The organism is Pseudomonas sp. GL93 (assembly GCF_003408955.1).
In the GTDB taxonomy this organism is placed as follows: domain Bacteria; phylum Pseudomonadota; class Gammaproteobacteria; order Pseudomonadales; family Pseudomonadaceae; genus Aquipseudomonas; species Aquipseudomonas paracarnis.
In genome coordinates this window covers 33,783-58,878 of sequence record NZ_NKRF01000036.1, presented here as the reverse complement: position 1 = coordinate 58,878, position 25,096 = coordinate 33,783, and the positions used below count along the sequence as shown (strand labels likewise).

The following is a 25,096-nucleotide window of genomic DNA, read 5'->3' as shown; positions in this document are numbered from 1 at the left end:
TCCCACAGACTAAGAGGCGGTGGACCACGGCTCAATGACTGAAACTGACAAGTTATTGATCCAAATGCACAGCGCCCCTTGGCAAGCCATGCCATGGGCCCTACCCTAGTCGCGAACCCTGCACCTGGTCTGTTGTCTGTTGCCCCATGCGTAAACTTCTAGCGTTCACCGTCATCATGGCCCTGGTTGCCTCCCTCGCCGCGTACTTGGTCTGGACCCAGGAGCGCCCCGTGGCGCATTACCTGTCCGACCTGCGCATCACCCTCGCCGTCAATGAGGGCGAACCGGCCGACCGTGGCAACCTGCTGGGCATCCAGCCGGAACTGTTCCCTGCCGATTACCAGAGCCTGGAACGCCTGCACCTGAAGCTGTCGGCCTACCTGCAAAACGCTCGGGACCTTGGGCTGATCAATGCCAAGACCGTTGTGGTGCTGCCGGAGCATATCGGCACCTGGCTGATGCTCGGCGGCGAAAAGAATGAGCTGTACCAGGCCGCTCACCTCAAGGACGCCATGAACTGGCTGTCGATCAGCAACCCGCTGCAATTTGCCAAAGCCTGGATCAGCGCCACCGGCGACAACCGCATGGACGATGCGTACCTGCGCATGAAAGCCCCGGCCATGGCCCGCGACTATCAAGTGTTGTTTGGCGGCCTCGCCAAAGAATTTGGCGTGACCCTGGTGGCCGGCTCCATCGCCCTGCCCAACCCAAGCGTGATCCAGGGCCAACTGGAAATCGGCCATGGCGCGCTGTACAACGCCAGCGTGGTGTTTGCCGCCGACGGCTTGCCGCTGGGCCAACCGCAGCGCCAGCTTTACCCGATCTACGATGAACGTGGCTTTATCGAGCCAGGCGATGAGCATGTCGTCAACGTTGTCGACACCCCCGCCGGGCGCCTCGGCATCCTGGTCGGCAGCGACAGCTGGTACCCGGACAACTACCGCAAGCTCAACGAGCAAGGCGCGCAATTGATCGCGGTACCCGCTTTTGTCACCGGCCGCGATACCTGGGAGCGTCCGTGGCGCGGTTTCAAGAGCGTATCTACGCCCTCAGAAGTGAGCCTCAAGCCTGAAGAAACCAGTGAGGGCGCGGCCTGGCGTCGTCTTACCCTGATCAGCCAGCCACCTGTCAGCGAAGCCACCGCGGGCATGAGCGTCTTTCTGCGCGGGCAATTCTGGGACCTGGGCAGCGCCGGTCAAAGTTTTCTCAGCCGCAATGGGCAAGTCTTCGCCGATGGCGACGCCCGTGGTGCGCGCCTGCTGAATATCTGGCTGTAGCACCTTGAAGCCGGTGCGCCTGGGGGATCTGTCGGTGGGCTTCGTGCACACCCTGGCCGACGCCATCCACAGCCACGGCCTGGACCCACAGCCCCTACTGCTGCAATACGGCCTCGATCCAGCGCGCCTGGCTGAGGCCGGCGCACGCTTGTCGATCCCGCGCTACATGCGCCTGGGCCACGCGGCCATCCAACTGACCGGCAACCCTGGCCTGGGCTTGCGCATGGGCCAGCTCAGCCGCTTGAGCCAAGCCGGTCTTGCCGGGGTCACCGCCGCCCAAGCGCCCACAGTGCGCGAAGCGGCGCGCACGCTCACACGCTTTGAAGCGCTGTACGGCTCCAACTATCGCGGGCAATCAAGCTTTCATGAAGACGCTGAAGGCGCGTGGCTGCGGTTTTACTCCATCAGCCCCTATAACGCCTACAACCGCTTTGTGGTGGATTCGATCATCGCCGGCTGGCTGCAGCAACTGTCCGGCCTGGCGCAACAGCCGCTGCAGGCCCAGCGGATTGAAATCGAATTCGACGCGCCGGACTACCACGACCACTACAGGGTGCTGGGAGAGGGCGTGGTCCACTTCGGCGCCGAGGCCAATCAACTGCGCCTCAGCCAACCCACCCTGGCGCTGCGCAACCCACAGCATTGCCCAAGCACCTGGCACCTGTTGCTACAGCTGTGTGAAAGGGAATTAGAGCAGTTGACCCGCACCCGCAGCCTGCGCGAGCGCATTACCCGGTTGCTCGGGCCGATGCTCAATGGCGGCCGGGAACCCGACCTGGAAGAAGTGGCGGCACGCTTGAAACTGCCAACCTGGACATTGCGGCGCAAACTGGCCGAGGAAGGCACGCAGTTTCGCGCGATTCTCAATGACACCCGTCGCGACCTGGCCATGACCTACATTCGCGATACGGAACTGGCGTTCGGCGAGATCGCCTACTTGCTCGGTTTTGCTTCGGCCCAAGCCTTCCAAAGGGCCTTCAGGCGCTGGAACAACCAGACTCCAGGGGAATTTCGCCGCAGTCAGCGACACTCCGCCTGAAGTCGGTGTTACAGCTCGGTGGCATCGTCGACAGGGTCCAGTGGGTCTAGCTCCAATGCCTGGTACTCCAGCAGTTCTTCCTGGTAATCGTCCATGGTGGACTCCTTTAAAGTTCAAAGCGGTTGCAGATTAATGACCTGCGAACCCAGCCTAAAGTGCCGTCATGACGAAAAAATGTCGACGTGATGACATTCCTGCACTTGAAGGTTAAACGCGGCAGGCGCGGGATGATTTAGTCGCAGGGCCTTTTTAGGCGCGATTGCAATCATTGCAAATGCAATCATATTTCCCGTAGGGTACAGGCATCCGTTGAAAGGAGCTTCGACCCATGCCTGCTTCTACCGCGCATTCTGCGTACAGATGCATCGATGCACTCAACACCGCCACTTGCCCGGGCAGCTCGCCGTTGTATACGGTGATGAGCATGGCCGAAACCCTGGAATCGAGCCGGCACGCCTGGGTGATCCATGGCCAGTCATGCAGCCGCCGCGTGGGCAATTGGCCCATCTGGTTTGCGCGCGATAGCGGCGAAAAACCCCTGCTTTACCTGCACAGCGCCACGTCGTCCGCACAGCTGTGCGCCTTGTCGCAACAGACCGCCCAGCGTGGCATCTTGTGCAACGACATCGAAAACCATCCCTCTGTATGGCCCAAGGGCACGCACTCATCATTGCCGTTATGGCTGGCGACCCATCCACGCTGCACGCCCTACGATCCCGCCTCGGGAGACGAAGCACGGGCGATTGTGCTGGCGGGGCTACGCACGCTGTACGTCGACGGCCAGCAGGGGTTCTATTATCTGGCGCTGCATGACCAGGACACCAACACGACACTGGCTGCCCAAGACCGAGAAGATGCCCACAAAGGCATGTATCCGACCCAGCGTGGCCAAGCGGGAGATGTGCGCCTGCTCGGTGCTGGCCGGGCACTGGAAGAGGTCATGCACGCCGCAGCGTTACTGGAACAGGACTGGAATATGACGGCGCAGGTATGGAGCTGCCCCAGTTACACACGACTGGCCCGTGAGGCGGCGGCCACAGAGCGCTGGAACCGCTTGCACCCCTTGGCCCCCAGGCGAAGCTGCCATTTGCGTGATTGCCTGGCGGGGAATAGCGCACCCGTCATTGCCGTCACCGGTTATCCGCAGGTGATAGTCGATCAATTAGCCGCGCATGTGGATGCACGATTTATCGCCTTGGGGGCAGGCTCGGTGCAGGCGTGCGCGCCGAGCCGCTATTGGATTGTGGCGTCGGCGTTAAGAGCGCTGGCCGATGAAGGGCGTACCGACATGCAGCAGGTGGAAAACGCACTGCAGCGCTATCACCTGAAGTGAGCGGGAACGCAAATGCACAAGCAAGCCCCCGCCCACACTGAGTCTTTTTTCGAACCTACGATTTACGCCGGCTACGCACTTGCGCACCCGCATCCATCGCCAATCCCGCCGTGCGCTCCAGGGCATCGGCAAATGCCTGGCGCTGCTCGGGTTCAAGTTGTGACAGGAACAGCTCGTCCACAGTGCTTTCGTAGATATTCCACATGTTCTTGCGCAGTGCTCGACCCGTGTCCGTGATCGAGGCAAACGCCGCACGACCGTCGCCATCGGAGCGGGAACGCACTACCAGGCCGTCCTTTTCCAGACGGTCCACCAGGCGCGTGAGGTTATAGCGCTCAATGGCCAGCACATCGGCCAGTTCGTGCATACGCCGAGTGCCGCTGGGCCCGCTTTCCAGGCCCCACAGCGCGTCGTACCAGGCGTACGGCGGCAGGCCTGCTGCAGCCAGCCGCCGCTCGATTTCACGGATGACCGTCCTGTGAGCCCTGACAAAACGGAACCATACATCCGGCTCTTTCGACGACATGCAACACCATCCGGGGAATTTCAAGAAGGTTGCAATAGTAGCTCATCCCGCGCTAGATTCTGACATTTCGTTGCAATTGCAATTACATTTGCATCTCTCCCACGAGGAGCTCGCTGCTTGAATCCGCCTACCCTGGAGCCTCACATGACCCCGAATGACGCAGTAAGACTCGACGATGATCCACAGGAAACCCGCGAATGGCTGGAGTCCATCGAATCGGTGCTGTCCACCGAAGGCCGGCCCCGCGCTCATTACCTGATCGATCAGTTGCTGGATTTCGACGTGGCGCGGCATGGTGACTTCTACGGGCGGGTGACCACCCCCTACGTCAATACCATCCCGGTCGAGCGCCAGTTGCCCTACCCCGGTAACCAGGCTATCGAGCGACGCACCAACGCCTTTATCCGCTGGAACGCCATGGCGATGGTATTGCGCGCAGGCAAACACTCAGGCGTGGGTGGGCATATAGCTACTTACGCGTCAGCCGCCGTGCTGTATGACGTAGGCTTCGATCATTTTTTCCGTGGCCGAACCGACACATTCGACGGCGACCTGGTGTACATCCAGGGCCACTCCTCACCAGGCATTTATGGTCGCGCCTACCTGGAGGGCCGTATCAGCGAAGCGCAGCTGGATAACTTCCGTCGCGAGGCCGATGGCAAGGGCCTGTCCTCCTATCCTCACCCACGGTTGATGCCGGACTTCTGGCAATTCCCTACGGTATCCATGGGCCTGGGCCCCATCACTGCGGCTTACCAGGCGCGCTTTATGCGGTACTTGGAGTTCCGAGACCTCAAGCAGCATCAGGGTCGCAAGGTCTGGGCATTCCTTGGCGATGGCGAAATGGACCAGCCCGAATCCCTGGCGGCGATCTCCCTGGCGGGCCGCGAAAAACTCGACAACCTGATTTTCGTGGTCAACTGCAACCTGCAACGCCTGGATGGTCCGGTGCGCGGCAATGCCAAAGTGATCCAGGAATTCGAGAGCCTGTACCGCGCCGCCGGCTGGAATGTGATCAAGGTGATCTGGGGCGGCGGCTGGGACGCACTGCTGGACAAGGACCAGAGCGGCCTACTGCGCCAACGCATGATGGAATGCGTGGACGGCGACTATCAGAATTACAAATCCCAGAATGGCGCCTATGTGCGTGAACACTTCTTTGGCAAATACCCGCAGTTGCTGGCGCTGGTTGCGGACATGTCCGACGACGACATCTGGAAACTCTCGCGGGGCGGCCATGACCCGGACAAAGTCTACAACGCCTACGCCGCCGCGGTGCGCCACAAGGGCCAGCCTACGGTGATACTGGCCAAGACAGTCAAGGGCTTCGGCATGGGTGAAGCTGGCGAAGGCCAAAACATCAACCACCAGTTGAAGAAGATGGGGGCCGACGCGGTAAAAGCTTTCCGCGACCGCTTCGGCTTGGAGGTTGACGATGACCGACTCGAAGAAATCCCTTACCTCAAACCCGCCGTCGACAGCGAAGAGGCCCGCTACTTCGCCGCACGACGACAGGCACTGGGAGGCCATGTGCCGGCGCGCTACACCGGCACTGCGCCGTTGCAAATCCCCGCGCTGAGCGCCTTCGCCACTCAACTCAAAGACACCGGTGAGCGCGCCATCTCCACCACCATGGCCTTTGTGCGCATCCTCGGCACGCTGCTCAAGGACCCGCATTTGGGCAAGCTGATCGTGCCTATTGTGCCGGATGAGTCGCGCACCTTTGGCATGGAAAGCCTGTTCCGCCAGATCGGTATCCACTCCGCCGTCGGCCAGCTCTATACCCCACAGGACGCCGGGCAATTGAGCTACTACAAAGAGAGCAAAGACGGACAGATCATGCAGGAAGGGCTGAATGAGTCCGGCGCTATTTCATCTTGGATCGCGGCAAGTACGTCCTATAGCAACCATGGGCTGATGACCGTGCCGTTCTATATTTTCTATTCGATGTTCGGCTTTCAGCGCATCGGCGACCTGGCCTGGGCGGCGGGCGATGCGCGAGCGCGGGGCTTCCTGCTGGGCGCCACGGCCGGGCGCACCACGCTGATGGGTGAAGGCTTGCAGCACGACGACGGGCACAGCCATATCCTGGCCTCGGTGATTCCATGCTGCGTGGCCTATGACCCGACTTTTGCCTACGAACTGGCGGTGATTATTCGCGAGGGTATGCGGCGTATGTATGTCGAGCAGGAGGACATCTATTACTACATCACCCTGCTCAACGAAAACTATCCGCACCCGGCGATACCGGAAGGCGTTGAAGAAGGCATTCTCAAGGGCATGTATCCGCTGAGCACCCACCCGCAGGCAAAGGTGCAGCTAATGGGCAGCGGTTCAATCTTGCGCGAAGTGATCGCCGCAGCCGAGTTGCTCGCCAAGGATTTCGCCGTGCACTGCGATGTCTGGAGCGTCACCAGCCTGACCGAATTGCGCCGTGATGGGCACGCCGCCGAACGCTGGAACCTGCTGCACCCGCAAAGCGAGCCGCGCCGAAGCTACGTCGAAACCTGCCTCGCCGGGAGAACCGGAGCCGTGGTGGTGGCCACGGACTACATGAAGTTGTTCGCCGACCAGATTCGCCCCTTCGTGCATGGCCGCCGTTTTGTCGCACTGGGCACTGACGGTTTTGGTCAATCGGACACCCGCGAAACATTGCGCGAGTTCTTCGAGGTAGACCGGCACTTTATCGCTTTAGCGACCTTGAAGGCGTTGGCAGATGACGGTGTGATAGGTCGTGAAAAAGTCGTCGAAGCTATCAGCCGCTACGGGATCAACGTCGACAAGGCAGATCCCGTAGCGGTCTGAGTCACTGTGCAGGCGCTGGCAAGGGCGGTATTGCCTCTGTCGGCGCAGGCAGGCTGGGATTGGTCGGCGCAGGCGCAGGCTCGGTTGCTGGCGTCGAGGCCGGCGCAGGTTGCGGGTTCGCCTCTGGGGCCGGCGCGATCGGCGCGGCCTCAGGTGGCGGTGCAAGCGGTTGCGCTGCGGCAGGCTGCGGTGTGTCCTGCGGCGCCTCGACCTTCTCGGCTGCCGGAGCGGCCTTGGGTTCAGGCACGCCCAGGTCAGCCTTGGGCTGCTCGGGTATATGCTCGGCCTGCTTGACCTCCTGCGGCAGGAACACATCCACCAGCGCAAAGTAACGCTCGTAGAACTTCGGTGCCGAGACGGTCTCGCTTGCCACCTTCACCATCGAGTCGTCGGTGGAGCCAATCGGCATCGACACCGAGCCCAGCACGCCCACACCGAGACTCGCGGAGTTGTTGACCTTCTTCAGCGCATAGCGATCCTGCAAGGCGTTGGCAAACATCGTCGAATGATTGCTGCCCTTGCCATCAGCAGCGCACACCACATTGAAACTGATCTGCAGGTGGGTCTCGCCGGTCTGCTGGAAGCTCTTGTTGCCGGCCACCAATTTGGGATCGCTGCTGGTGATGATGTAACCCTGGCTCAGCAGGGCACGGCGCGCAGCTTCACAGGCCGCCACATCGCTGACCGGGTAATCGCGGGAAAACGTACCGGAATCGTCGAAATTCTCATGTTCATAGATAGCGGTCTTGGGTGACGAGCAGCCCGCGGCGCCCGCCAGCACCAGCGCCACCCCGAGAGTGCGCAAGTGAAATGATGTCGACATTGAAAATCCTGAAGAAAACGGTCCGGACGGTATTGTGCAACAGAACGCGACATTGAAGCGCGATTCCTGTCGGTAAAACATCTCAAGCTTGGACAGCAGTGTCAGTAGGAAAAAGCCCGGCGCGCATATGATCGATAAAGGCCCGCAGCTTGGCCGACGCATGGCGACTGGCTGGCCACAGCAACCAGAAACTGCCGCGATGCTCGAGGTGCTCATCCAGCACCCGCCGCAACTGCCCTTGCCGTACGGCCTGGTTGACCATGTAGTCCGGCAGGCACGCAATGCCCAGACCTTCCTGCACCACATGATTGAGGGATTCGATGGTGGTGCTGATCAGCGGTGCACGCAAATTAAGCTCTGCGGTTCCAGGCACGTGGCGCAGCGGCCAGGGCTCCAGCTTGCCGGTGGCGCAGAATTTGTGCCGCAGGCAGGCGTGATGATTCAGGTCCTGTGGCCGATGGGGGGTGCCGTGCTGGTCGAAGTAGCCGGGCGTACCGACAAGGACTAACTGGTAATGCCCTAGATGGCGTGCCATCAAGCGCGAATCTTCTGGCTTGCCAGTGCGAATCACCGCGTCGAAGCCCTCCTCGATCACGTCCACCATGCGGTCGGAAAAATCCACATCCAACTCAATGTCCGGATAAGCACGCATAAAGTCGCTGATCACCGGCATCAGCAACCCGCGCACTTGGGGCACACTGATCCGCAGCTTGCCGCGAGGGCTGGCAGTGACCTCAGTCAACTCCTGTTCGGCCGCTTCCAATTCCGCCAGGATGCGCCGCGAACGCTCCAGGAACAACGCGCCCTCGCTGGTCAGGGTGATGCTGCGGGTGCTGCGATGAAACAACCTGACGCCCAGACGCTCTTCCATCCGCGCGATGCTTTTACCCACCGCAGACGATGACACGCCCAAGACGCGGCCCGCAGCGGTAAAGCTAAGGGTTTGCGCGACCTGCACAAAAACCGAGAGGCTGCCCAGATTGTCCATGGTGATGCCTTTGCCGATTACGGACATCAACGTCCGATAAGTTCGGAACCTTAGCCTGTTTTTCCGCACTTCGCAGCCTCCTACCCTGGCTCCTTGCTCTTTCAAGGAGAAACCTCATGAACGACAGTCCCCTATTGGTCGACACAGCACCCCACGCTGAGCCCCTGCCGCTGGCCGGTCTGCTGGCGTTGGCCTGCGCCGGCTTTATCACCATCCTCACCGAGGCAATGCCCGCCGGCTTGTTACCGCAAATCAGTGCTGGGCTTGGGGTCTCCCAGGCCCTGGTCGGGCAACTGGTGACCCTCTACGCGCTCGGCTCGTTGCTTGCCGCTATCCCGCTGACATTGCTGACCCGGGGTTGGCGCCGGCGGCCGTTGCTGTTGATCGCCATCGGCGGCTTTGCCTTGGTTAACAGCGTCACCGCGTTCTCCAGCCACTATGGCTTGACCTTGGCTGCGCGATTTTTCGCCGGTGTATTCGCTGGCTTGCTGTGGGCCTTGCTGGCAGGCTACGCCAGCCGTATGGTCGCGCCCCACCTGCAGGGTCGGGCGATTGCCGTGGCCATGCTCGGAGCGCCGCTGGCCTTGTCCCTCGGCGTACCCGCCGGCACCCTGCTGGGTACGCTTGTCGGATGGCGCGCCAGTTTTGCCATCATGACCGGCCTGACCCTGTTACTGCTGGTATGGGCGCGTTGGCAACTGCCGGATTTTGCCGGTGAACCGCCAAGCAAACGCCTCGGCTTACGTCAGGTACTCGCATTGCCAGGCATCCGTCCTGTGCTCTGGGTGACCTTTACCTACGTGCTGGCCCATAACATTCTCTATACCTACATCGCCCCTTTGCTGGTGCCCTCTGGTATCGGCAACGACATCGACCGGGTATTGCTGGTGTTCGGGCTGATGGCGCTGCTGAGTATCTGGCTGGTGGGCATGTGGATTGACCAACACCTGCGGCTATTGACCTTCGTCAGTTGCGCGCTGTTCGCCGTGGCCGCCCTGCTACTGGGCCTGTGGATCGATTCGGCAGCAGTCCTCTACACCAGCGTAGCGTTATGGGGGCTGGCCTTCGGTGGCCTACCGGCGCTATTGCAAACCGCGCTGGCCAAGTCGGCTGGCAACTCGGCCGATGCCGCTCAATCGATGCTGGTTACGGTATGGAACCTGGGCATCGCCGGAGGTGGGTTAGCGGGCGGGCTCTTGCTCGAACGTTGGGGCGTCGTGGTGTTTCCATGGGCCGTTCTAGGTTTAATCGTGTTGGCGCTGGGCGCAATCCGGGGCAAAGCGCTGCCCGCGCGATGACAAGTTTGTTTACAACTTATTCCTCACCTTCCTATCATCGCCCTGGGTGCGTTGCTGCATAAAGCACGGCGCAGGTTAAACGCCAAGCATTGGTCGGGCCGCCAATGGAGATTTGTCGTGCCTGATAAACACCCCGCCATCCCCCGCCCCCAGCGTCTGACTGAGGGCGCGCTGTCCGCCCTTGAGCGTTTTTCACACATCGAAGCCGTGAGCGGTATCGTGCTGCTGCTGGCCGCCATCGTTGCGCTGGTGTGGGCCAACAGCCCCGCCGCCGCGACCTACGAGCATTTCTGGAACACGCCCATCACCCTCGGGCTGGGCGATTACAGCGTGTCGCGCTCCCTGCATTTTCTGGTGAATGACGGGCTGATGACCATCTTCTTCCTGGTGGTCGGTGCCGAAATCCGCCAGGAAATCAAAGACGGCGCCCTCGCCAACCTGAAGCTGGCCACGCTGCCGTTGGGCGCGGCGTTGGGCGGTGTGCTGATGCCCGCACTCATCTACATCCTGCTCAACCACGGCACCGCCGCCGCGAGTGGCTGGGCGGTGCCCACCGCGACCGACATCGCCTTTGCCGTGGGCGTGCTCGCGCTGCTGGGCAAGTCGATCCCCAGTGGCGTGCGTATCCTGCTGCTGGCCCTGGCGATCATTGATGACATCGTGGCGATCCTGATCATCGCGATCTTCTTCACCGCCAGCCTCGACTACATGGGCTTGGTGATTGCCGCAGGCGGGCTGGCCCTGGTACTGGTGTTCCAACGCATGGGCATCAGCAAGGCGGCGATCTACTTGCTGCCAGGTGCTATCGTGTGGTTTGGCCTGCTCAAGACCGGCGTGCACCCAACGCTGGCCGGGGTGATCCTGGGCTTGATGACCCCCGTCAATTCCAAACCCACCAGGGAACGCCCGCTGGAAACCATCGAACGCACCTTCAACGAGCTGATGGACCGGTTCTCGCAGCCAGCCGAAGGGGCCCAGCAAGTCGCCACGCCCCTCAAGCAATTGCGCGAAGCTCAGCGGGACATACTGCCGCCGGTGCAGCGTGTTCAATCGGCGTTGCACCCTTGGGTAGCGTTCGGCGTGATGCCGCTGTTTGCATTGGCCAACGCCGGTGTGAGCCTGGACGGTTTCAATCTGGATGACCCGCTGGCCCACGGTGTGTTCATGGGCGTCATCTTCGCCCTGGTGCTCGGCAAGCCTCTGGGCGTGATGCTGGCGAGCTTGGCACTGGTCAAGCTCAACATCTGCAAGCTGCCGGAAGGTGTGACCTGGACGGGCGTTGGCCTGGTCGGCCTGTTGGCGGGGATCGGTTTCACCATGTCGATCTTTATTTCGTCCCTGGCATTCTCCGACCCGGCCCTGCTGTCGGCTGCGAAGCTGAGCGTATTGGCCGCTTCAACCCTGGCCGCGGTGATCGGGTTGACGTGGGGCAAGCTCAAGTTTGCAGCCAGGAATTCCTGACACCTGTGGCGAGGGAGCTTGCTCCCGCTGGGCCGCGAAGCGGCCCCAAAAAGCAGGGACTGCTGCGCAGTCAACGGGAGCAAGCTTCCTCGCTACAATATCAAGGGCAAAAAAAGACCCCGGCCTTTTCAGGTCGGGGTCTTTTTATTCAGGCCGGCATCAATACTTCTTGATGTCTGCCTGGGTTTCCAGCTGCTTGCGGTAGGCCGCGAAGTCCTGCTGGCCAATGCGGGAAGCGAGGAAGCGGCGGTATTGCGCCTTTTCTTCGTCCGTAGGGGCCGCCGCTTCGTTGACGCCGTTCAAGCGCACGATCATCAGGCTGCCATCGCGCAGGGTCACGGTGGTGAAGGTCGGCTTGTCCTTGGCCGCAGGCTTAGGCATGCGGAACAAGGCTTGCAGCACGGCCGGGTCGATAGACTCCTGACCACGGGTAGCCGCCTCAGTCACCTTCCAGGCCTGACCGTCAACCGGCTGGTCCAGCGCGGTCTTGCCATCACGCAGGCTGGCGATCAACTCGTCGGCACGGGCTTTGGCAGCAGCGCTCGCGCGCTCCTTGGTCATCTGGGTGCGAATGGCCGCCTCGACCTTCTCGAGCGGCAGTTGGGCCGGCTTGAGATGCTCCTTGGCACGCAGCACGATGATGGTTTCCGGGTCCAGTTCGATGGCGCTGCTGTTGGCACCTTCATCCAGCACTTCCGGGCTGAATGCGGCAGTGACCACGGCACGGTTGGCCGCGACACCTTCGCCACCTTCGCGGCCAAACGGCGCGGAAGTGTGGACGGTCAGCTTCAGGTCAGAGGCCGGCTGGGCCAGGTCAGAGGCTTCGAATGCCGCATCTTCCAATTGCTTGGTCGCTTCGACAAAACGCTGTTCAACCTGCTGTGCCTTGAGCTCGCGGGTCAGCTTGTCTTTCAGGCTGGCGAACGATGGCACTTCAGGCGCCTCAACGCCCAGCAACTTGATCAGATGCCAACCGAAGGTAGTGCGCACTGGCGCCGACACCTGGTCTTGCTTCAAGCCGTACAGCGCGGTTTCGAAGTCCGGGTCATAAACGCCAGGGCCGGCAAAGCCGAGGTCACCGCCATTGTTGGCCGAACCTGGATCTTGGGAGAACTCCTTGGCCAGGGCCTCGAACTTCTCACCTTTGGCCAGGCGCGCCTGAATGTCTTCGATCTTGGCCTTGGCTTGCGCCTCGGTGACCTTGTCGTTGACTTCAATCAGGATGTGCGCGGCACGACGCTGTTCAGCGAGGTTGGCGGTTTCCTTCTCGTAGGCAGCCTGCAGCTCATCGTCCTTGACAGTAACCTGGTCGAAGAAGGACGACTTCTTCAATTCCAGATAGTCGATGACCACCTGGTCCGGGGTCATGAACTCTTTGGCGTGCTGGTCGTAGTAGGCCTTGACCTCGTCGTCGGTGAGTTTCACCGCCGCAGGGTCAGCCTTGATGTTGACGGTGGCGAAATCGCGGGTCTGTTTTTCCAGACGGGCAAATGCCAGCACCTCGGCGTCGGTCACAAAACCGCTGCCGGCGATGCCTGCGCGAACCTGGCCGATCAGCATTTCCTGGGTCAGCATCTGACGGAATTGCATGCGGCTATAGCCCAGCTGACGGATCACCTGGTCAAAGCGTTCGGCGTTGAACTTGCCGTCCACCTGGAATTCAGGCGTTTGCAGAATCACCTGGTCCAGCGCCGCTTCCGAGAAGCCGAACTTGGAATCGGCAGCACCTTGCAGCAGCAGCTTGCGGTCGATCAGGCCCTTGAGGGCAGCATCGCGCAGCAGTTTTTCGTCCAGCAGGGAAGCATCGAAATCCTTGCCCAGCTGTTGCATCAGCTGGCGCCGTTGCATGTCGACAGCCTGGCTCAGCTCGGTCTGGGTGATTTCTTCACCGTTGACCTTGGCCACGTCCTGCTTGTTATTACCCGAAGCCTGGAAAATGGCTTCGATACCGGTGAACGCCATCAAAGCGACGATGATCCCGATAATGGTCTTGGCAATCCAGCCTTGTGAATTGTCCCTGATATTTTGCAGCATGCGTCCCCCAGAAACGGTTGAACTTCAAAAATTAGGCAACCGTGGAGCGTGGGTAGAGTCCGGATAGAAGAAAGGCGCATCCGAGGATGCGCCTTCTCGTAACTGGCGGAGCGGACGGGGGTTCGAATCTGCACCCCCGGCGTGGCGACCCGATACGTGGGTCAGCTACCGCTCCGCTGCCAGGCCAGACCTGCGTCCGACCCGGGTAAGCAAAGGCTTGAACGAAGCTTAGTTAACGGCTTCTTTCAGGGCTTTACCGGCTTTGAAACCTGGTTTCTTGGCAGCAGCGATTTGCAATGCTTTGCCGGTCTGTGGGTTACGGCCAGTGCGAGCTGGGCGGTCAGTCACAGAGAAAGTACCGAAGCCTACCAGTACCACGGAGTCGCCGGCCTTCAGAGCGCCAGTGACGGATTCGATTACTGCGTCCAGCGCACGGCCAGCAGCAGCTTTCGGGATATCAGCGGATGCAGCGATAGCATCAATCAGTTCCGACTTGTTCACTCTAAGTCCCCTTATATATCTATTGAGTATGATTCTAAGTTTTTTGGTAAAAAGCAAAACCAGTGCTGAATGGCCTACAGACACTTAAGAGCCGCTTTATAACAAGGGCTCTAAAAAGCTGTCAAGGAAGCCCCCCAGGCTCCAACACATTAATGCGTGCTAATTCTTTCCTTGGAATCGGACTCGCGTTTTTCATCCTTCGCGACAATCTCCGGGGCCACATCCGGCAAGGGCTCCGGCGCGTATTGCAGCGCAATTTGCAGGACCTCGTCAATCCATTTAACCGGTTTAATCTGAAGATCCTGCTTGATGTTGTCAGGAATTTCCTTCAAGTCGCGAACATTCTCTTCAGGAATGATCACGGTCTTGATTCCACCCCGGTGTGCGGCAAGCAATTTCTCTTTGAGACCACCAATCGCCAATACCTGGCCACGCAGGGTAATTTCGCCGGTCATCGCCACATCGGCGCGCACAGGAATGCCGGTCAACGCTGATACCAGCGCCGTGCACATGCCTACGCCAGCGCTAGGGCCGTCTTTGGGGGTCGCCCCTTCCGGCATGTGGATATGGGTGTCGTGCTTCTCGTGGAAGTCCAGCGGGATGCCCAGGCTGCGGGCGCGGCTGCGCACCACGGTCTGCGCGGCGGTAATGGATTCGACCATCACATCACCCAGGGAGCCGGTCTTGATCAACTGGCCTTTGCCCGGAATCACCGCGGCTTCGATGGTGAGCAATTCGCCACCCACCTGGGTCCACGCCAGGCCAGTCACCTGCCCGACCTGGTCCTGTTGCTCGGCCAGGCCGTAGCGGAATTTCTTCACGCCCAGGAAGTGTTCCAGGGAATCGGCAACTACCTTCACCGAGAAGCGCTTTTCCAGCGCGTGCTCCTTCACAGCCTTGCGGCAGATCTTCGCGATCTGGCGCTCAAGGCCCCGCACACCGGCCTCGCGGGTGTAGTAACGCACGATGTCACGGATCGCCTCGACCTCGAATTCGATCTCGCCCTTCTTCAGGCCGTTGGCCGAAATCTGCTTGGGCGCGAGGTACTTGACCGCGATGTTGATCTTCTCGTCTTCGGTGTAGCCCGGCAGACGAATCACCTCCATCCGGTCCAGCAAGGCTGGCGGAATGTTCATGGAGTTGGAGGTGCACAGGAACATTACGTCAGACAAGTCGTAGTCGACTTCCAGGTAATGGTCGTTGAAATTATGGTTCTGCTCGGGGTCCAGCACTTCGAGCAAGGCCGAAGCCGGGTCGCCACGCATATCGCTGCCCATTTTGTCGATTTCATCAAGCAGGAACAGCGGGTTGCGTACACCCACTTTTGTCATCTTTTGAATCAATCTTCCTGGCATCGAACCGATGTAAGTACGGCGATGACCGCGAATTTCCGCCTCATCACGCACGCCACCCAAGGCCATGCGCACGAACTTGCGGTTGGTCGCGCTGGCAATCGATTCCGCCAGGGAAGTTTTACCCACACCCGGAGGCCCGACCAGGCACAACACCGGACCGCGGATTTTTTTCACGCGCTTTTGCACGGCGAGGTACTCAAGGATGCGCTCCTTAACCTCTTCCAGGCCGTAATGGTCAGCGTCGAGGATCTCTTCAGCACGGGCCAGGTCCAGGCGCACCTTGGTCTGGGCCTTCCACGGCACTTGCACCAACCAGTCGATGTACGAGCGCACCACGGTGGCTTCGGCCGACATCGGCGACATCTGCTTGAGCTTGTTCAGCTCGGCGGTGGCCTTGGTCAGGGCGTCTTTGGGCAGGCCAGCGGCATCGATACGCTTTTTCAGCTCTTCGATTTCGTTGTGGCCTTCCTCGCCGTCGCCGAGCTCCTTCTGAATGGCCTTCATCTGCTCATTCAGGTAGTACTCGCGCTGGCTACGCTCCATCTGCTTCTTCACGCGGCCACGGATGCGCTTTTCAACCTGCAACAGGTCGATTTCGCCATCCAGCATCGCCAGTACGTGTTCGACACGGGCCGACAGGTCGATGATTTCGAGGATGTCTTGCTTCTGCTCGATCTTCAGCGCCATGTGCGCGGCCATGGTGTCGACCAGGCGGCTTGGCTCATCAATGCTGTTGAGGGACGACAGGACTTCAGCCGGGACTTTCTTGCCTAACTGCACATACTGCTCGAACTGCGACAGCAGGCTGCGCACGAACACCTCGGATTCACGCTCCGGGGCTTCCACCTCTTCGATCAGCGCCACTTCCGCGCGCAGGTGGCCGTCCACCTCCATAAAGCGCTCTACGGCACCGCGCTGCTCGCCTTCGACCAGCACCTTGACGGTGCCATCGGGCAGCTTGAGCAATTGCAGGACAGTGGCAATGGTGCCGACGCGATACAGAGCATCTTCACCCGGATCATCATCAGCAGGATTCTTCTGGGCCAACAGCAGGATTTGCTTGTCGCCCGTCATCGCGGCCTCGAGGGCTTCGATAGACTTCTCGCGCCCCACGAACAGCGGGATAACCATGTGCGGATAGACGACGACATCACGCAACGGCAGGAGAGGCAATTCGATGGTTGTCTTCATGATTTCGCCTCTATGACAGTTCAAAAATAAGCTTGAAACCAAGATGGGGGTTACATGCAAAAAAAACAAGCTCAATGCCAGTAGTTAAACGCATGAATACACGCGAATTTAACCTCCGCCCCGAGAAACGCCCCCAAAAAACAAGGGGCCCCTAGAGGCCCCTTGCTTGTACCGCAACTGCTGAACGCTTACGCGTCGGGTGCAGCCTTGGCAGCCGGCTCACTGTTTTCGTAGATATACAGTGGCTTGGACTTGCCTTCGATCACGCTTTCGTCGATCACCACTTTACTCACCTCAGACTGCGAGGGGATTTCGTACATGGTGTCGAGCAACACGCCTTCGAGGATAGAGCGCAGGCCACGTGCACCGGTCTTACGCTCCAGTGCCCGCTTGGCCACCGATTTCAGTGCGTCGGTACGGAACTCGAGGTCTACACCTTCCATCTCGAACAATTTGCCGTATTGCTTGGTCAGGGCGTTTTTCGGCTCGGTGAGGATCTGGATCAAAGCCGCCTCATCCAACTCGTCCAACGTGGCCAGGACCGGCAGACGGCCAACGAATTCCGGGATAAGACCGAACTTGACCAGATCGTCAGGCTCGACTTCACGCAGGGACTCGCCCACCTTCTTGCCTTCTTCCTTGCTACGCACTTCCGCACTGAAACCAATGCCGCCACGGGTGGAACGCTGCTGAATCACCTTCTCCAGACCGGAGAACGCACCGCCACAAATGAACAGGATGTTGCGCGTATCAACCTGAAGGAATTCCTGCTGCGGATGCTTGCGACCACCTTGCGGCGGTACGGACGCAACCGTGCCTTCGATCAGTTTCAACAGGGCCTGCTGCACGCCCTCGCCGGAAACGTCCCGGGTGATCGACGGGTTGTCAGACTTGCGCGAGATCTTGTCAATCTCGTCGATATAGACAATACCCATCTGGGCTTTCTCTACGTCGTAGTCGCACTTCTGCAGCAACTTCTGAATGATGTTCTCGACATCTTCACCCACGTAACCAGCCTCGGTAAGGGTGGTGGCGTCGGCGATGGTGAACGGAACGTTCAGCAGGCGAGCGAGGGTTTCTGCAAGCAGGGTTTTACCCGAGCCTGTAGGACCGATCAGCAAGATGTTGCTCTTGCCGAGTTCAACCTCGTCACCTTTCTTGTCACGCTGGTTCAAGCGCTTGTAGTGGTTGTACACCGCTACGGCCAGAACCTTCTTTGCACGCTCTTGACCAATGACGTACTGGTCAAGGATGCCGCTGATTTCTTTAGGCGAAGGTAATTTATGCGCACTGCTCTCGGCCTGGGCTTCCTGCACCTCCTCACGGATGATGTCATTGCACAGGTCGACGCATTCGTCGCAGATAAACACCGAGGGGCCGGCAATCAATTTGCGTACTTCATGCTGGCTTTTGCCACAGAAGGAGCAATAGAGCAGCTTGCCGTTGTCCTCGCCGTTGCGGGTGTCAGTCATTCGTTCGATCCAAATCCGATAGGCTTGCAACACAAGATGAAGGCTTATGCGGGCTTTTTCAAGCCCGCCAGTGGTCGGACATGCCGACCAGCCCTATTTTGAGCGGCTTATATTAAGCGGGGCGCTTGTCGATCACTGCGTCGATCAACCCGTATTCCTTGGCGGCTTCAGCGCTCATGAAATTGTCACGGTTGGTATCGCGCTCGATTTCTTCCAGGGTGCGCCCGCTGTGCTTGGCCATCAGCGTGTTGAGACGCTCACGAATGAAGAGGATTTCCTTGGCGTGGATTTCGATGTCCGACGCCTGGCCCTGGAAACCGCCCAGTGGCTGGTGAATCATCACGCGCGAGTTCGGCAGGCAGAAACGCTTGCCTTCGGCACCCGCGGTCAGCAGGAAGGCGCCCATGCTGCACGCCTGGCCAATACAGGTGGTGGACACGTTTGGCTTGATGAACTGCATGGTGTCGTAGATCGACATGCCCGCAGTCACCGAACCACCCGGCGAGTTGATGTAGAGATGGATGTCCTTGTCCGGGTTTTCCGCTTCAAGGAACAGCAATTGCGCACAGATCAGGTTAGCCATGTAGTCCTCTACCGGGCCAACCAGAAAGATCACTCGCTCCTTGAGCAGGCGCGAGTAGATGTCGTAGGCGCGTTCGCCACGAGCGGACTGCTCGACAACCATCGGGACCAGGCCGCCTGCGGCCTGGATATCAGAGTTCTGCTGAATATAGGAATTACGGAACATGCTCTGCAGTTACTCCCAAATAGTCATGTCTTGAAAACGCATAAGCCAGCGCGAGGCTGGCTTATGGTTGAATTTCCAACGAGTTGGACAATCAGTCGGCTTGTGCTGCTTCCGCCGGTTTGACTGCTTCTTCGTAAGAGACCGCTTTATCGGTCACCTTAGCCTTCTGCAGAACAGTATCCACAACTTGTTCTTCCAGCACAACCGAACGTACTTCGTTCATCTGCTGCTCATTCTTGTAGTACCAAGCCACGACCTGCTCAGGCTCCTGGTAGGCCGAAGCCATTTCCTGGATCATTTCGCGAACGCGGTCTTCGTCTGGCTTGAGGTCGAACTGCTTGACCACTTCAGCCACGATCAGGCCCAGCACAACGCGGCGCTTGGCTTGCTCTTCGAACAGCTCGGCCGGCAGCTGGTCAGGCTTGATGTTGCCACCAAACTGCTGAACCGCTTGAACGCGCAGGCGATCCACTTCGTTGGACAGCAGGGCCTTAGGCACTTCGATCGGGTTGGCGGCCAGCAGACCGTCCATGACCTGGTTCTTGACCTTGGACTTGATGGCCTGGCGCAGTTCACGCTCCATGTTCTTGCGAACTTCGGTGCGGAAGCCTTCGATGCCGGTTTCCTTGATACCGAACTGGCCGAAGAACTCTTCGTTCAGCTCTGGCAGCTTAGGCTCGGAAACGCTGTTGACGGTAACGGTGAACTCGGCGGCTTTGCCGGCCAGGTCCAGGTTCTGGTAGTCAGCAGGGAACGTCAGGTTCAGAACGCGCTCTTCGCCGGCTTTGGCGCCAACCAGGCCGTCTTCGAAACCAGGAATCATGCGGTTGGAGCCCAGCACCAGCTGAGTGCCCTTGGAGGAGCCGCCAGCGAAGACTTCGCCGTCAACCTTGCCAACGAAATCGATGTTCAGTTGGTCTTCGTTCTGGGCGGCACGGTCGGCCACTTCAAAACGAGTGTTCTGCTTGCGCAGGATTTCCAGCATGTTGTCCAGGTCCGAATCAGCCACTTCGGCGCTCAGACGCTCGATTTCGATACCGTCGAAACCGGCCACTTCAAATTCAGGGAACACTTCGAATACGGCAACGTATTCCAGGTCCTTGCCTGCTTCCAGGGACTTGGGCTCGATCGAAGGCGAGCCAGCCGGGTTCAGCTTTTGCTCGACAACGGCTTCGTAGAAAGAAGCCTGGATCACGTCACCTACAGCTTCCTGGCGCGCATCGGCACCAAAACGACGCTTGATTTCGCTCATCGGCACTTTGCCTGGACGGAAACCAGCGATCTTGGCCTTTTGGGCAGTCTGCTGCAGACGCTTGTTGACCGCAGTCTCGATACGCTCTGCCGGCACGGTGATGCTCAGGCGGCGCTCGAGAGCAGTAGTATTTTCAACAGAAACTTGCATGGATATTCCTCGTTGCACAGACATTAGCCGGCCATTTCCGACCCCAATCAAGGGCATGCATTCTAGTGGGTCAAACTCAAGAAGTCACCCTACTGAAAACACAGCGGAAAACAGCCGGCAATTTATCGGTACGAAAGCACTGAAGTACCTCGCCCCGGTGACAAATACAGCCAAATTGCGCCAGGGCTCTGCGCCGCCCCTCTCTATATATAGAAGGAACAAGCATCCATCTCCCTGACGACCCGCCCCGCGAACAGAGCAGGCAAGCAAAGCGGCATCATCGAGATACACAAATACGACGACACGCCCTGCCGGGGCAGCCCAGCACCTGCGACCACCCAATCTCAAACCGCCAAAACCAAAAAAGGCGCCAGACTGTTAAATCTGGCGCCTTTCGAATATGGGGTGGACGAAGGGGATCGAACCCTCGACAACGGGAGTCACAATCCCGTGCTCTACCAACTGAGCTACGCCCACCATATTGCGTTAACAAAGAAACCAAACCACTTCTTTGTTGAGCCCTGCCCCGCCTGACGACCGGGAAAAGCTTTAATTGGTGCGGATGAAGAGACTCGAACTCTTACGCCTCGCGGCGCTGGAACCTAAATCCAGTGTGTCTACCAATTCCACCACATCCGCGCTTGAAGCTCTTAAAGCAAAGGCGCCAGACTGTTAAATCTGGCGCCTTTCAGAATATGGGGTGGACGAAGGGGATCGAACCCTCGACAACGGGAGTCACAATCCCGTGCTCTACCAACTGAGCTACGCCCACCATATAGCGCTACTTGTGCCAAAGCTGCCTAATGGCGCACCCGGCAGGACTCGAACCTGCGACCATCCGCTTAGAAGGCGGATGCTCTATCCAGCTGAGCTACGGGCGCCTTATTAATCTGTACTCTTGGAGGATTACAAACTAAGTGCTTCCAGCCTTGCAGTACAACTATTCTGCTCGACCTTCTTAACCAGTGCTAGGCTGTGCCCGACAAGTGCGACGAATAGTATAGATGCCCCGGAAACCCGTCAAATCTTTTTTGAAAAAAACTGATTTTATTTAAGGGGTTAGGGCAATTTGCAGACCAAGCGCCTTTGCCCTCGCGCCTTGGCATGCGAGAATGCGCGCACTTTTCTTCCCCCTCTCGATGGTTAATCACGCGTAATGACTGCACAACTTATCGACGGCAAATCAATCGCCGCCAGCCTGCGCCAGCAGATCGCCAAACGAGTCACCGAGCGCAGCCAGCAAGGCCTGCGCACGCCGGGCCTCGCGGTGATCCTGGTCGGCAGCGATCCTGCCTCTCAGGTTTATGTCTCGCACAAGCGTAAAGACTGTGAAGAGGTCGGCTTTATTTCCAAGGCCTACGACTTGCCTTCGGATACCACTCAACAGGCCCTGACCGACCTGATTGACAGTCTCAACGATGACCCGAACATGGACGGCATCCTGCTGCAGCTGCCATTGCCCGAGCACCTGGACGCCTCCAAACTGCTGGAGCGCATCCGCCCGGACAAAGACGTCGACGGTTTCCACCCTTATAACGTCGGCCGCCTGGCCCAACGCATTCCCCTGCTGCGTCCATGCACCCCTAAAGGCATCATGACGCTGCTGGAAAGCACCGGTGTCGATCTATATGGTCTTGACGCCGTCGTGGTGGGCGCATCGAACATCGTCGGTCGCCCAATGGCCATGGAACTGCTGCTGGCCGGCTGCACCGTGACCGTCACCCACCGCTTCACCAAGGACCTCGCCGGCCATGTTGGCCGCGCTGACCTGGTGGTGGTCGCCGCCGGCAAGCCAGGCTTGGTCAAGGGTGAGTGGATCAAGGAAGGCGCCATCGTCATCGACGTGGGCATCAACCGCCAGGAAGACGGCAAGTTGGTGGGCGATGTGGTGTATGAAACCGCCCTGCCCCGTGCAGGCTGGATCACACCAGTGCCAGGCGGTGTCGGGCCGATGACCCGGGCCTGCCTGCTGGAAAACACCTTATATGCAGCGGAAACCCTGCACGGTTAATAACCAGGCGTAATGAAAAAGCCCTGCCTTAGCGCAGGGCTTTTTATTGCACGTAAAAAAACCGTTTTTTCTTAGTTTTTAAGCACTTTCGTCTGGTTCTAGAAGAACATTCGACAGTTCTTCATCCATACTCCTAAAATGTAACGCCATTTGTCACAAGATCCGTTTCACAACGGCATTTCCTTACTTTTTAGCGAGTTCATCCGCGTGAAAATTCGTCTTTCTATTGTCAGCCTGTTTTTTGCTTTGACAGGCACCCTCGCCCACGCCGCCGAAACCACCCTGGCCCCGCGTGACGCCTCCAAGCTGCAGATCGCCTCCGGCAGCGCCATGCTGGTCGACTTGCAGACCAATAAAGTCATTTATTCCAGCAACCCCGACGTGGTGGTACCCATCGCTTCGGTGAGCAAGCTGATGACCGGCCTGATCGTCCTCGAAGCCAAGCAAAATATGGACGAGTACATCGACATCAACATCACCGACACGCCCGAGATGAAAGGCGTGTTCTCCCGGGTGAAGATCGGTAGCCAGATGCCGCGCAAGGAAATGCTGCTGATCGCGCTGATGTCTTCGGAAAACCGCGCCGCCGCCAGCCTGGCCCACCACTATCCAGGCGGTTATGCGGCCTTCATTGCCGCGATGAACGCCAAGGCCAAGTCCTTGGGCATGACCAGCACCCACTACGTGGAGCCCACCGGCCTGTCGATCCATAACGTCTCGACCGCCCGCGACCTGAGCAAGCTGCTGGCCTATGCGCGCAAGTTTCCGATGCTCAGCCAATTGAGCACCACCAAGGAAAAGACTGTGTCGTTCCGCAAGCCCAACTACACCTTGGGGTTCTCCAACACGGACCACCTGATCAACCGCGCCAACTGGGATATCAAGCTGACCAAGACCGGCTTCACCAACCAGGCCGGCCACTGCCTGGTGCTGGTGACGAGCATGGGCAATCGCCCGGTGTCGCTGGTGATCCTGGACGCCTTTGGCAAGTTCACCCATTTTGCCGATGCCAGCCGTATTCGTAGCTGGGTCGAGACCGGCAAAGGCGGCGCAGTGCCGGACGTAGCGCTGCGTTACAAGGCCGATAAAAACCTCAAGAATCGAGCGACCGCTACGGAAGTACGTCGATAAACAACGATTTTAGTGTGGGAGCGGGCCTGCTCCCGAATGCGGTGGGTCAGCCTAAGCATTCAGCGACTGACACTGCGCCTTCGCGAGCAAGCCCGCTCCCACATTTGAGTTTCACTTCTTTTCTGCCAACACCTTGAGCGCTTGGGCCGCCGCTTGCTCCTGTCCCGCCTGCGCGGTGGCATTGGCCGCATCGCGCCAGCGCTGCGCATCCACGTTGGCCGGCAACTGGCTCGGGCGCTGGGTGAGGATCGCCCAATGGCCCGCGCCCTGCCACGCCGACTCGAAGTCGCTGAAGCTCATGCTCAATCGACGCTCCTTGCCTGAACGCAACAGCACCGTACTTTTCTGCTGGTTGAACCCCACCACCACGACATAACGCGCCCCGGACCAATAGCTGGCGTTGATCCGCGCCATCACCGGGTAACCCGCCGCTACCTGGGCAAACACGGCGGTCAGCTTGGCGTCCAATGGGTACACCATCAGCCCGTACTCACGCGCCAGCACCTGCATGTTGCGCTCAAGGTCCACCTCGGCGCCGGGCAGGCGCAGTGGTTTATCAAGCAAACCCGGTGTCATGACAATGCCTTGTTGCGACAGCATGCTGGCAAGTGCTGTAGGACCGCTCTGATAAGCCTCGCTGCGAAAGGTCGGCACGCCAGTGAGCTCAACGCGCTCCGGCAAACCTGGCAGTTTCGACGGGGTACTGGAACAGGCCGCCAGCCCAAGGGCAACGGCCAGCAGCAAAGAAGTTTTAAGGTTCGACCGTAAGCGCAATTTTTTCACTCTCTTGATCAACTGCCGGTAAAGGCCCCGATCATAGGGCGCCCCGCCTCGCCGGTATAGCCCATTGGCCCAGTAAAGCGGCGCTGATAGAGCAAACAAGTTGGACAGACTCGACCATTGGTCAATAGCAGGCAACCGCCGGCTGGCTAGACTGTCCATTGAGAAGACTGTGTGTGCCCCAAGTGGGCGAAAGGAGGCCCGAATGAGCCTTGCGACAACGATTTTCCTGTTGATCTGCGGTTGGCTGGCCGTCGCCGCCGCCATGCTGTGGGGGGTCATGCGCGTGACGCGCCGGCATCATCACCCCCACGTCAAACCTGCTGCACCCGCCGAGCCGCGCAAGGCGACGGCGCATCACGCCTAGCCAGGCATGCAATTGAAGTCCTGGGTCGCGGCAATTTCCTTGCCGTGGCCGTCCTCAAGGGACGCGCGCACGGTAGTGCCCAGGCTCGACTCCACCAGGGTGTAGTGCTCCCCCGCCTTGAAATGCTTGTACTCGATGCGGCCCTGGCAGTCCTGCTGGTTGTCATCACCCGGCTCGTCTTCAAATAAAGTCACGTCCAAGCGATGGTCCCCCGGGGTCACTTCAAAATAGCGCCCATCGTCCACCCGCTTGCCATCGACACGCTCGGCCATCAGGTCATTCGGCGCTTCTTCCTGCAATCCGATCCAGGCTTCGCTGGGGTCGGCCTTGGGGATCGGGCCGGCGCAGGCCGACAGTAAACAGACAAAGCCAAGGACGGGAACTAACAACAGTGGTTTGAGTGACATGACAAGGCTCCAAAGGGCAGATGTTAAAAGGTCGTATCCGATGGCTGACAAGCTTGATGAGCCGCCCTTCCTGGAACAAATGAATCCCTATGAAAGTATCTTCAGCCGTTAACTAAAACTTCCTTCACCTGGCTGAAAGGTGCGTGT

The 25,096-nt window shown here is 59.2% G+C and carries 20 protein-coding genes and 4 tRNA genes; 9 read left to right on the top strand and 15 right to left on the bottom strand.

The features are described from left to right. Positions 1-146 precede the first annotated feature (146 nt). From CER19_RS06315 to CER19_RS06305, 3 genes are all read left to right on the top strand, one after another. On the top strand, positions 147-1,277 hold the full coding sequence (locus CER19_RS06315) for a carbon-nitrogen hydrolase family protein (protein ID WP_116665783.1): 1,131 nt from the start codon (positions 147-149) through the stop codon (positions 1,275-1,277). A 4-nt stretch (positions 1,278-1,281) separates the two neighbouring features. Next, positions 1,282-2,316, top strand: coding sequence for an AraC family transcriptional regulator (locus tag CER19_RS06310; protein WP_116665782.1), 1,035 nt, complete (start codon positions 1,282-1,284; stop codon positions 2,314-2,316). 328 nt (positions 2,317-2,644) lie between these two features. Continuing rightward, positions 2,645-3,649 carry a pyruvate dehydrogenase gene (locus CER19_RS06305; protein WP_116665781.1) on the top strand — a complete coding sequence of 335 codons (1,005 nt, stop codon included), beginning with the start codon at positions 2,645-2,647 and terminating at the stop codon, positions 3,647-3,649. Positions 3,650-3,704: 55 nt separating this feature from the next. Here the strand turns inward: CER19_RS06305 and CER19_RS06300 are convergent, their stop codons facing one another. After that, the gene (locus CER19_RS06300; protein WP_116665780.1) at positions 3,705-4,175 is read right to left on the bottom strand and encodes a MarR family winged helix-turn-helix transcriptional regulator; all 471 of its coding nucleotides are present in this window, start codon (positions 4,173-4,175) and stop codon (positions 3,705-3,707) included. Between the two features lie 144 nt (positions 4,176-4,319). On the opposite strand from CER19_RS06300, the gene aceE reads away from it, so the two are divergent. Further along, positions 4,320-6,980 carry a pyruvate dehydrogenase (acetyl-transferring), homodimeric type gene (gene aceE / locus CER19_RS06295; protein WP_116665779.1) on the top strand — a complete coding sequence of 887 codons (2,661 nt, stop codon included), beginning with the start codon at positions 4,320-4,322 and terminating at the stop codon, positions 6,978-6,980. 1 nt (position 6,981) lies between these two features. Here aceE and CER19_RS06290 read toward each other — a convergent pair whose 3' ends face one another. After that, positions 6,982-7,803 carry a DUF2242 domain-containing protein gene (locus CER19_RS06290; RefSeq protein ID WP_116665778.1) on the bottom strand — a complete coding sequence of 274 codons (822 nt, stop codon included), beginning with the start codon at positions 7,801-7,803 and terminating at the stop codon, positions 6,982-6,984. Positions 7,804-7,885: 82 nt separating this feature from the next. Continuing rightward, complete coding sequence (locus CER19_RS06285) at positions 7,886-8,791, bottom strand: LysR family transcriptional regulator (protein ID WP_178088102.1); 906 nt, start codon at positions 8,789-8,791, stop codon at positions 7,886-7,888. A gap of 116 nt (positions 8,792-8,907) precedes the next feature. Here CER19_RS06285 and CER19_RS06280 point away from each other — a divergent pair, with 116 nt between their 5' ends. Next, positions 8,908-10,089 (top strand): MFS transporter, encoded by a 1,182-nt coding sequence (locus CER19_RS06280; RefSeq protein ID WP_116665776.1) that lies wholly within the window; start codon positions 8,908-8,910, stop codon positions 10,087-10,089. A 117-nt stretch (positions 10,090-10,206) separates the two neighbouring features. Further along, entirely contained in the window at positions 10,207-11,550 is a 1,344-nt protein-coding gene (gene nhaA, locus CER19_RS06275; protein ID WP_116665775.1) for a Na+/H+ antiporter NhaA, read from the top strand. Positions 11,551-11,709: 159 nt separating this feature from the next. Here the strand turns inward: nhaA and CER19_RS06270 are convergent, their stop codons facing one another. From CER19_RS06270 to CER19_RS06225, 10 genes are all read right to left on the bottom strand, one after another. Beyond that, complete coding sequence (locus tag CER19_RS06270) at positions 11,710-13,584, bottom strand: SurA N-terminal domain-containing protein (protein WP_116665774.1); 1,875 nt, start codon at positions 13,582-13,584, stop codon at positions 11,710-11,712. Positions 13,585-13,812: 228 nt separating this feature from the next. Then, the gene (locus CER19_RS06265) at positions 13,813-14,085 is read right to left on the bottom strand and encodes an HU family DNA-binding protein (RefSeq protein WP_003174819.1); all 273 of its coding nucleotides are present in this window, start codon (positions 14,083-14,085) and stop codon (positions 13,813-13,815) included. A gap of 149 nt (positions 14,086-14,234) precedes the next feature. Beyond that, positions 14,235-16,631: an endopeptidase La gene (lon, locus tag CER19_RS06260; protein WP_003192252.1), complete on the bottom strand. Its 2,397-nt coding sequence runs from the start codon at positions 16,629-16,631 to the stop codon at positions 14,235-14,237. 188 nt (positions 16,632-16,819) lie between these two features. Next, a complete protein-coding gene (gene clpX, locus CER19_RS06255; protein WP_003192254.1) occupies positions 16,820-18,103 on the bottom strand; it encodes an ATP-dependent Clp protease ATP-binding subunit ClpX in 1,284 nt (427 codons plus the stop codon). A 112-nt stretch (positions 18,104-18,215) separates the two neighbouring features. Next, entirely contained in the window at positions 18,216-18,851 is a 636-nt protein-coding gene (gene clpP, locus CER19_RS06250) for an ATP-dependent Clp endopeptidase proteolytic subunit ClpP (protein WP_003192255.1), read from the bottom strand. A 91-nt stretch (positions 18,852-18,942) separates the two neighbouring features. After that, positions 18,943-20,253 (bottom strand): trigger factor, encoded by a 1,311-nt coding sequence (tig, locus tag CER19_RS06245; RefSeq protein WP_116665773.1) that lies wholly within the window; start codon positions 20,251-20,253, stop codon positions 18,943-18,945. 401 nt (positions 20,254-20,654) lie between these two features. Further along, positions 20,655-20,730, bottom strand: a tRNA-His gene (locus CER19_RS06240). Positions 20,731-20,807: 77 nt separating this feature from the next. Next, positions 20,808-20,892 (bottom strand) — tRNA-Leu (locus CER19_RS06235). A gap of 57 nt (positions 20,893-20,949) precedes the next feature. Beyond that, positions 20,950-21,025 (bottom strand) — tRNA-His (locus CER19_RS06230). A 32-nt stretch (positions 21,026-21,057) separates the two neighbouring features. Then, a tRNA-Arg gene (locus tag CER19_RS06225) sits at positions 21,058-21,134 on the bottom strand. 275 nt (positions 21,135-21,409) lie between these two features. Between CER19_RS06225 and folD the strand changes: the two genes are divergently transcribed. Then, complete coding sequence (gene folD / locus CER19_RS06220; protein ID WP_014718989.1) at positions 21,410-22,264, top strand: bifunctional methylenetetrahydrofolate dehydrogenase/methenyltetrahydrofolate cyclohydrolase FolD; 855 nt, start codon at positions 21,410-21,412, stop codon at positions 22,262-22,264. 207 nt (positions 22,265-22,471) lie between these two features. Further along, on the top strand, positions 22,472-23,395 hold the full coding sequence (pbpG, locus tag CER19_RS06215) for a D-alanyl-D-alanine endopeptidase (RefSeq protein WP_116665795.1): 924 nt from the start codon (positions 22,472-22,474) through the stop codon (positions 23,393-23,395). Positions 23,396-23,506: 111 nt separating this feature from the next. On the opposite strand, the gene CER19_RS06210 is transcribed toward pbpG, so the two are convergent. Continuing rightward, entirely contained in the window at positions 23,507-24,169 is a 663-nt protein-coding gene (locus CER19_RS06210) for a cysteine peptidase family C39 domain-containing protein (protein ID WP_116665794.1), read from the bottom strand. A 211-nt stretch (positions 24,170-24,380) separates the two neighbouring features. Between CER19_RS06210 and CER19_RS28740 the strand changes: the two genes are divergently transcribed. After that, positions 24,381-24,542 (top strand): hypothetical protein, encoded by a 162-nt coding sequence (locus CER19_RS28740; protein ID WP_165861607.1) that lies wholly within the window; start codon positions 24,381-24,383, stop codon positions 24,540-24,542. Here the strand turns inward: CER19_RS28740 and CER19_RS06205 are convergent. After that, the gene (locus tag CER19_RS06205) at positions 24,539-24,949 is read right to left on the bottom strand and encodes a hypothetical protein (protein WP_034127951.1); all 411 of its coding nucleotides are present in this window, start codon (positions 24,947-24,949) and stop codon (positions 24,539-24,541) included. The two genes, CER19_RS28740 and CER19_RS06205, sit on opposite strands and share 4 nt — an antisense overlap. Positions 24,950-25,096: the final 147 nt, after the last annotated feature.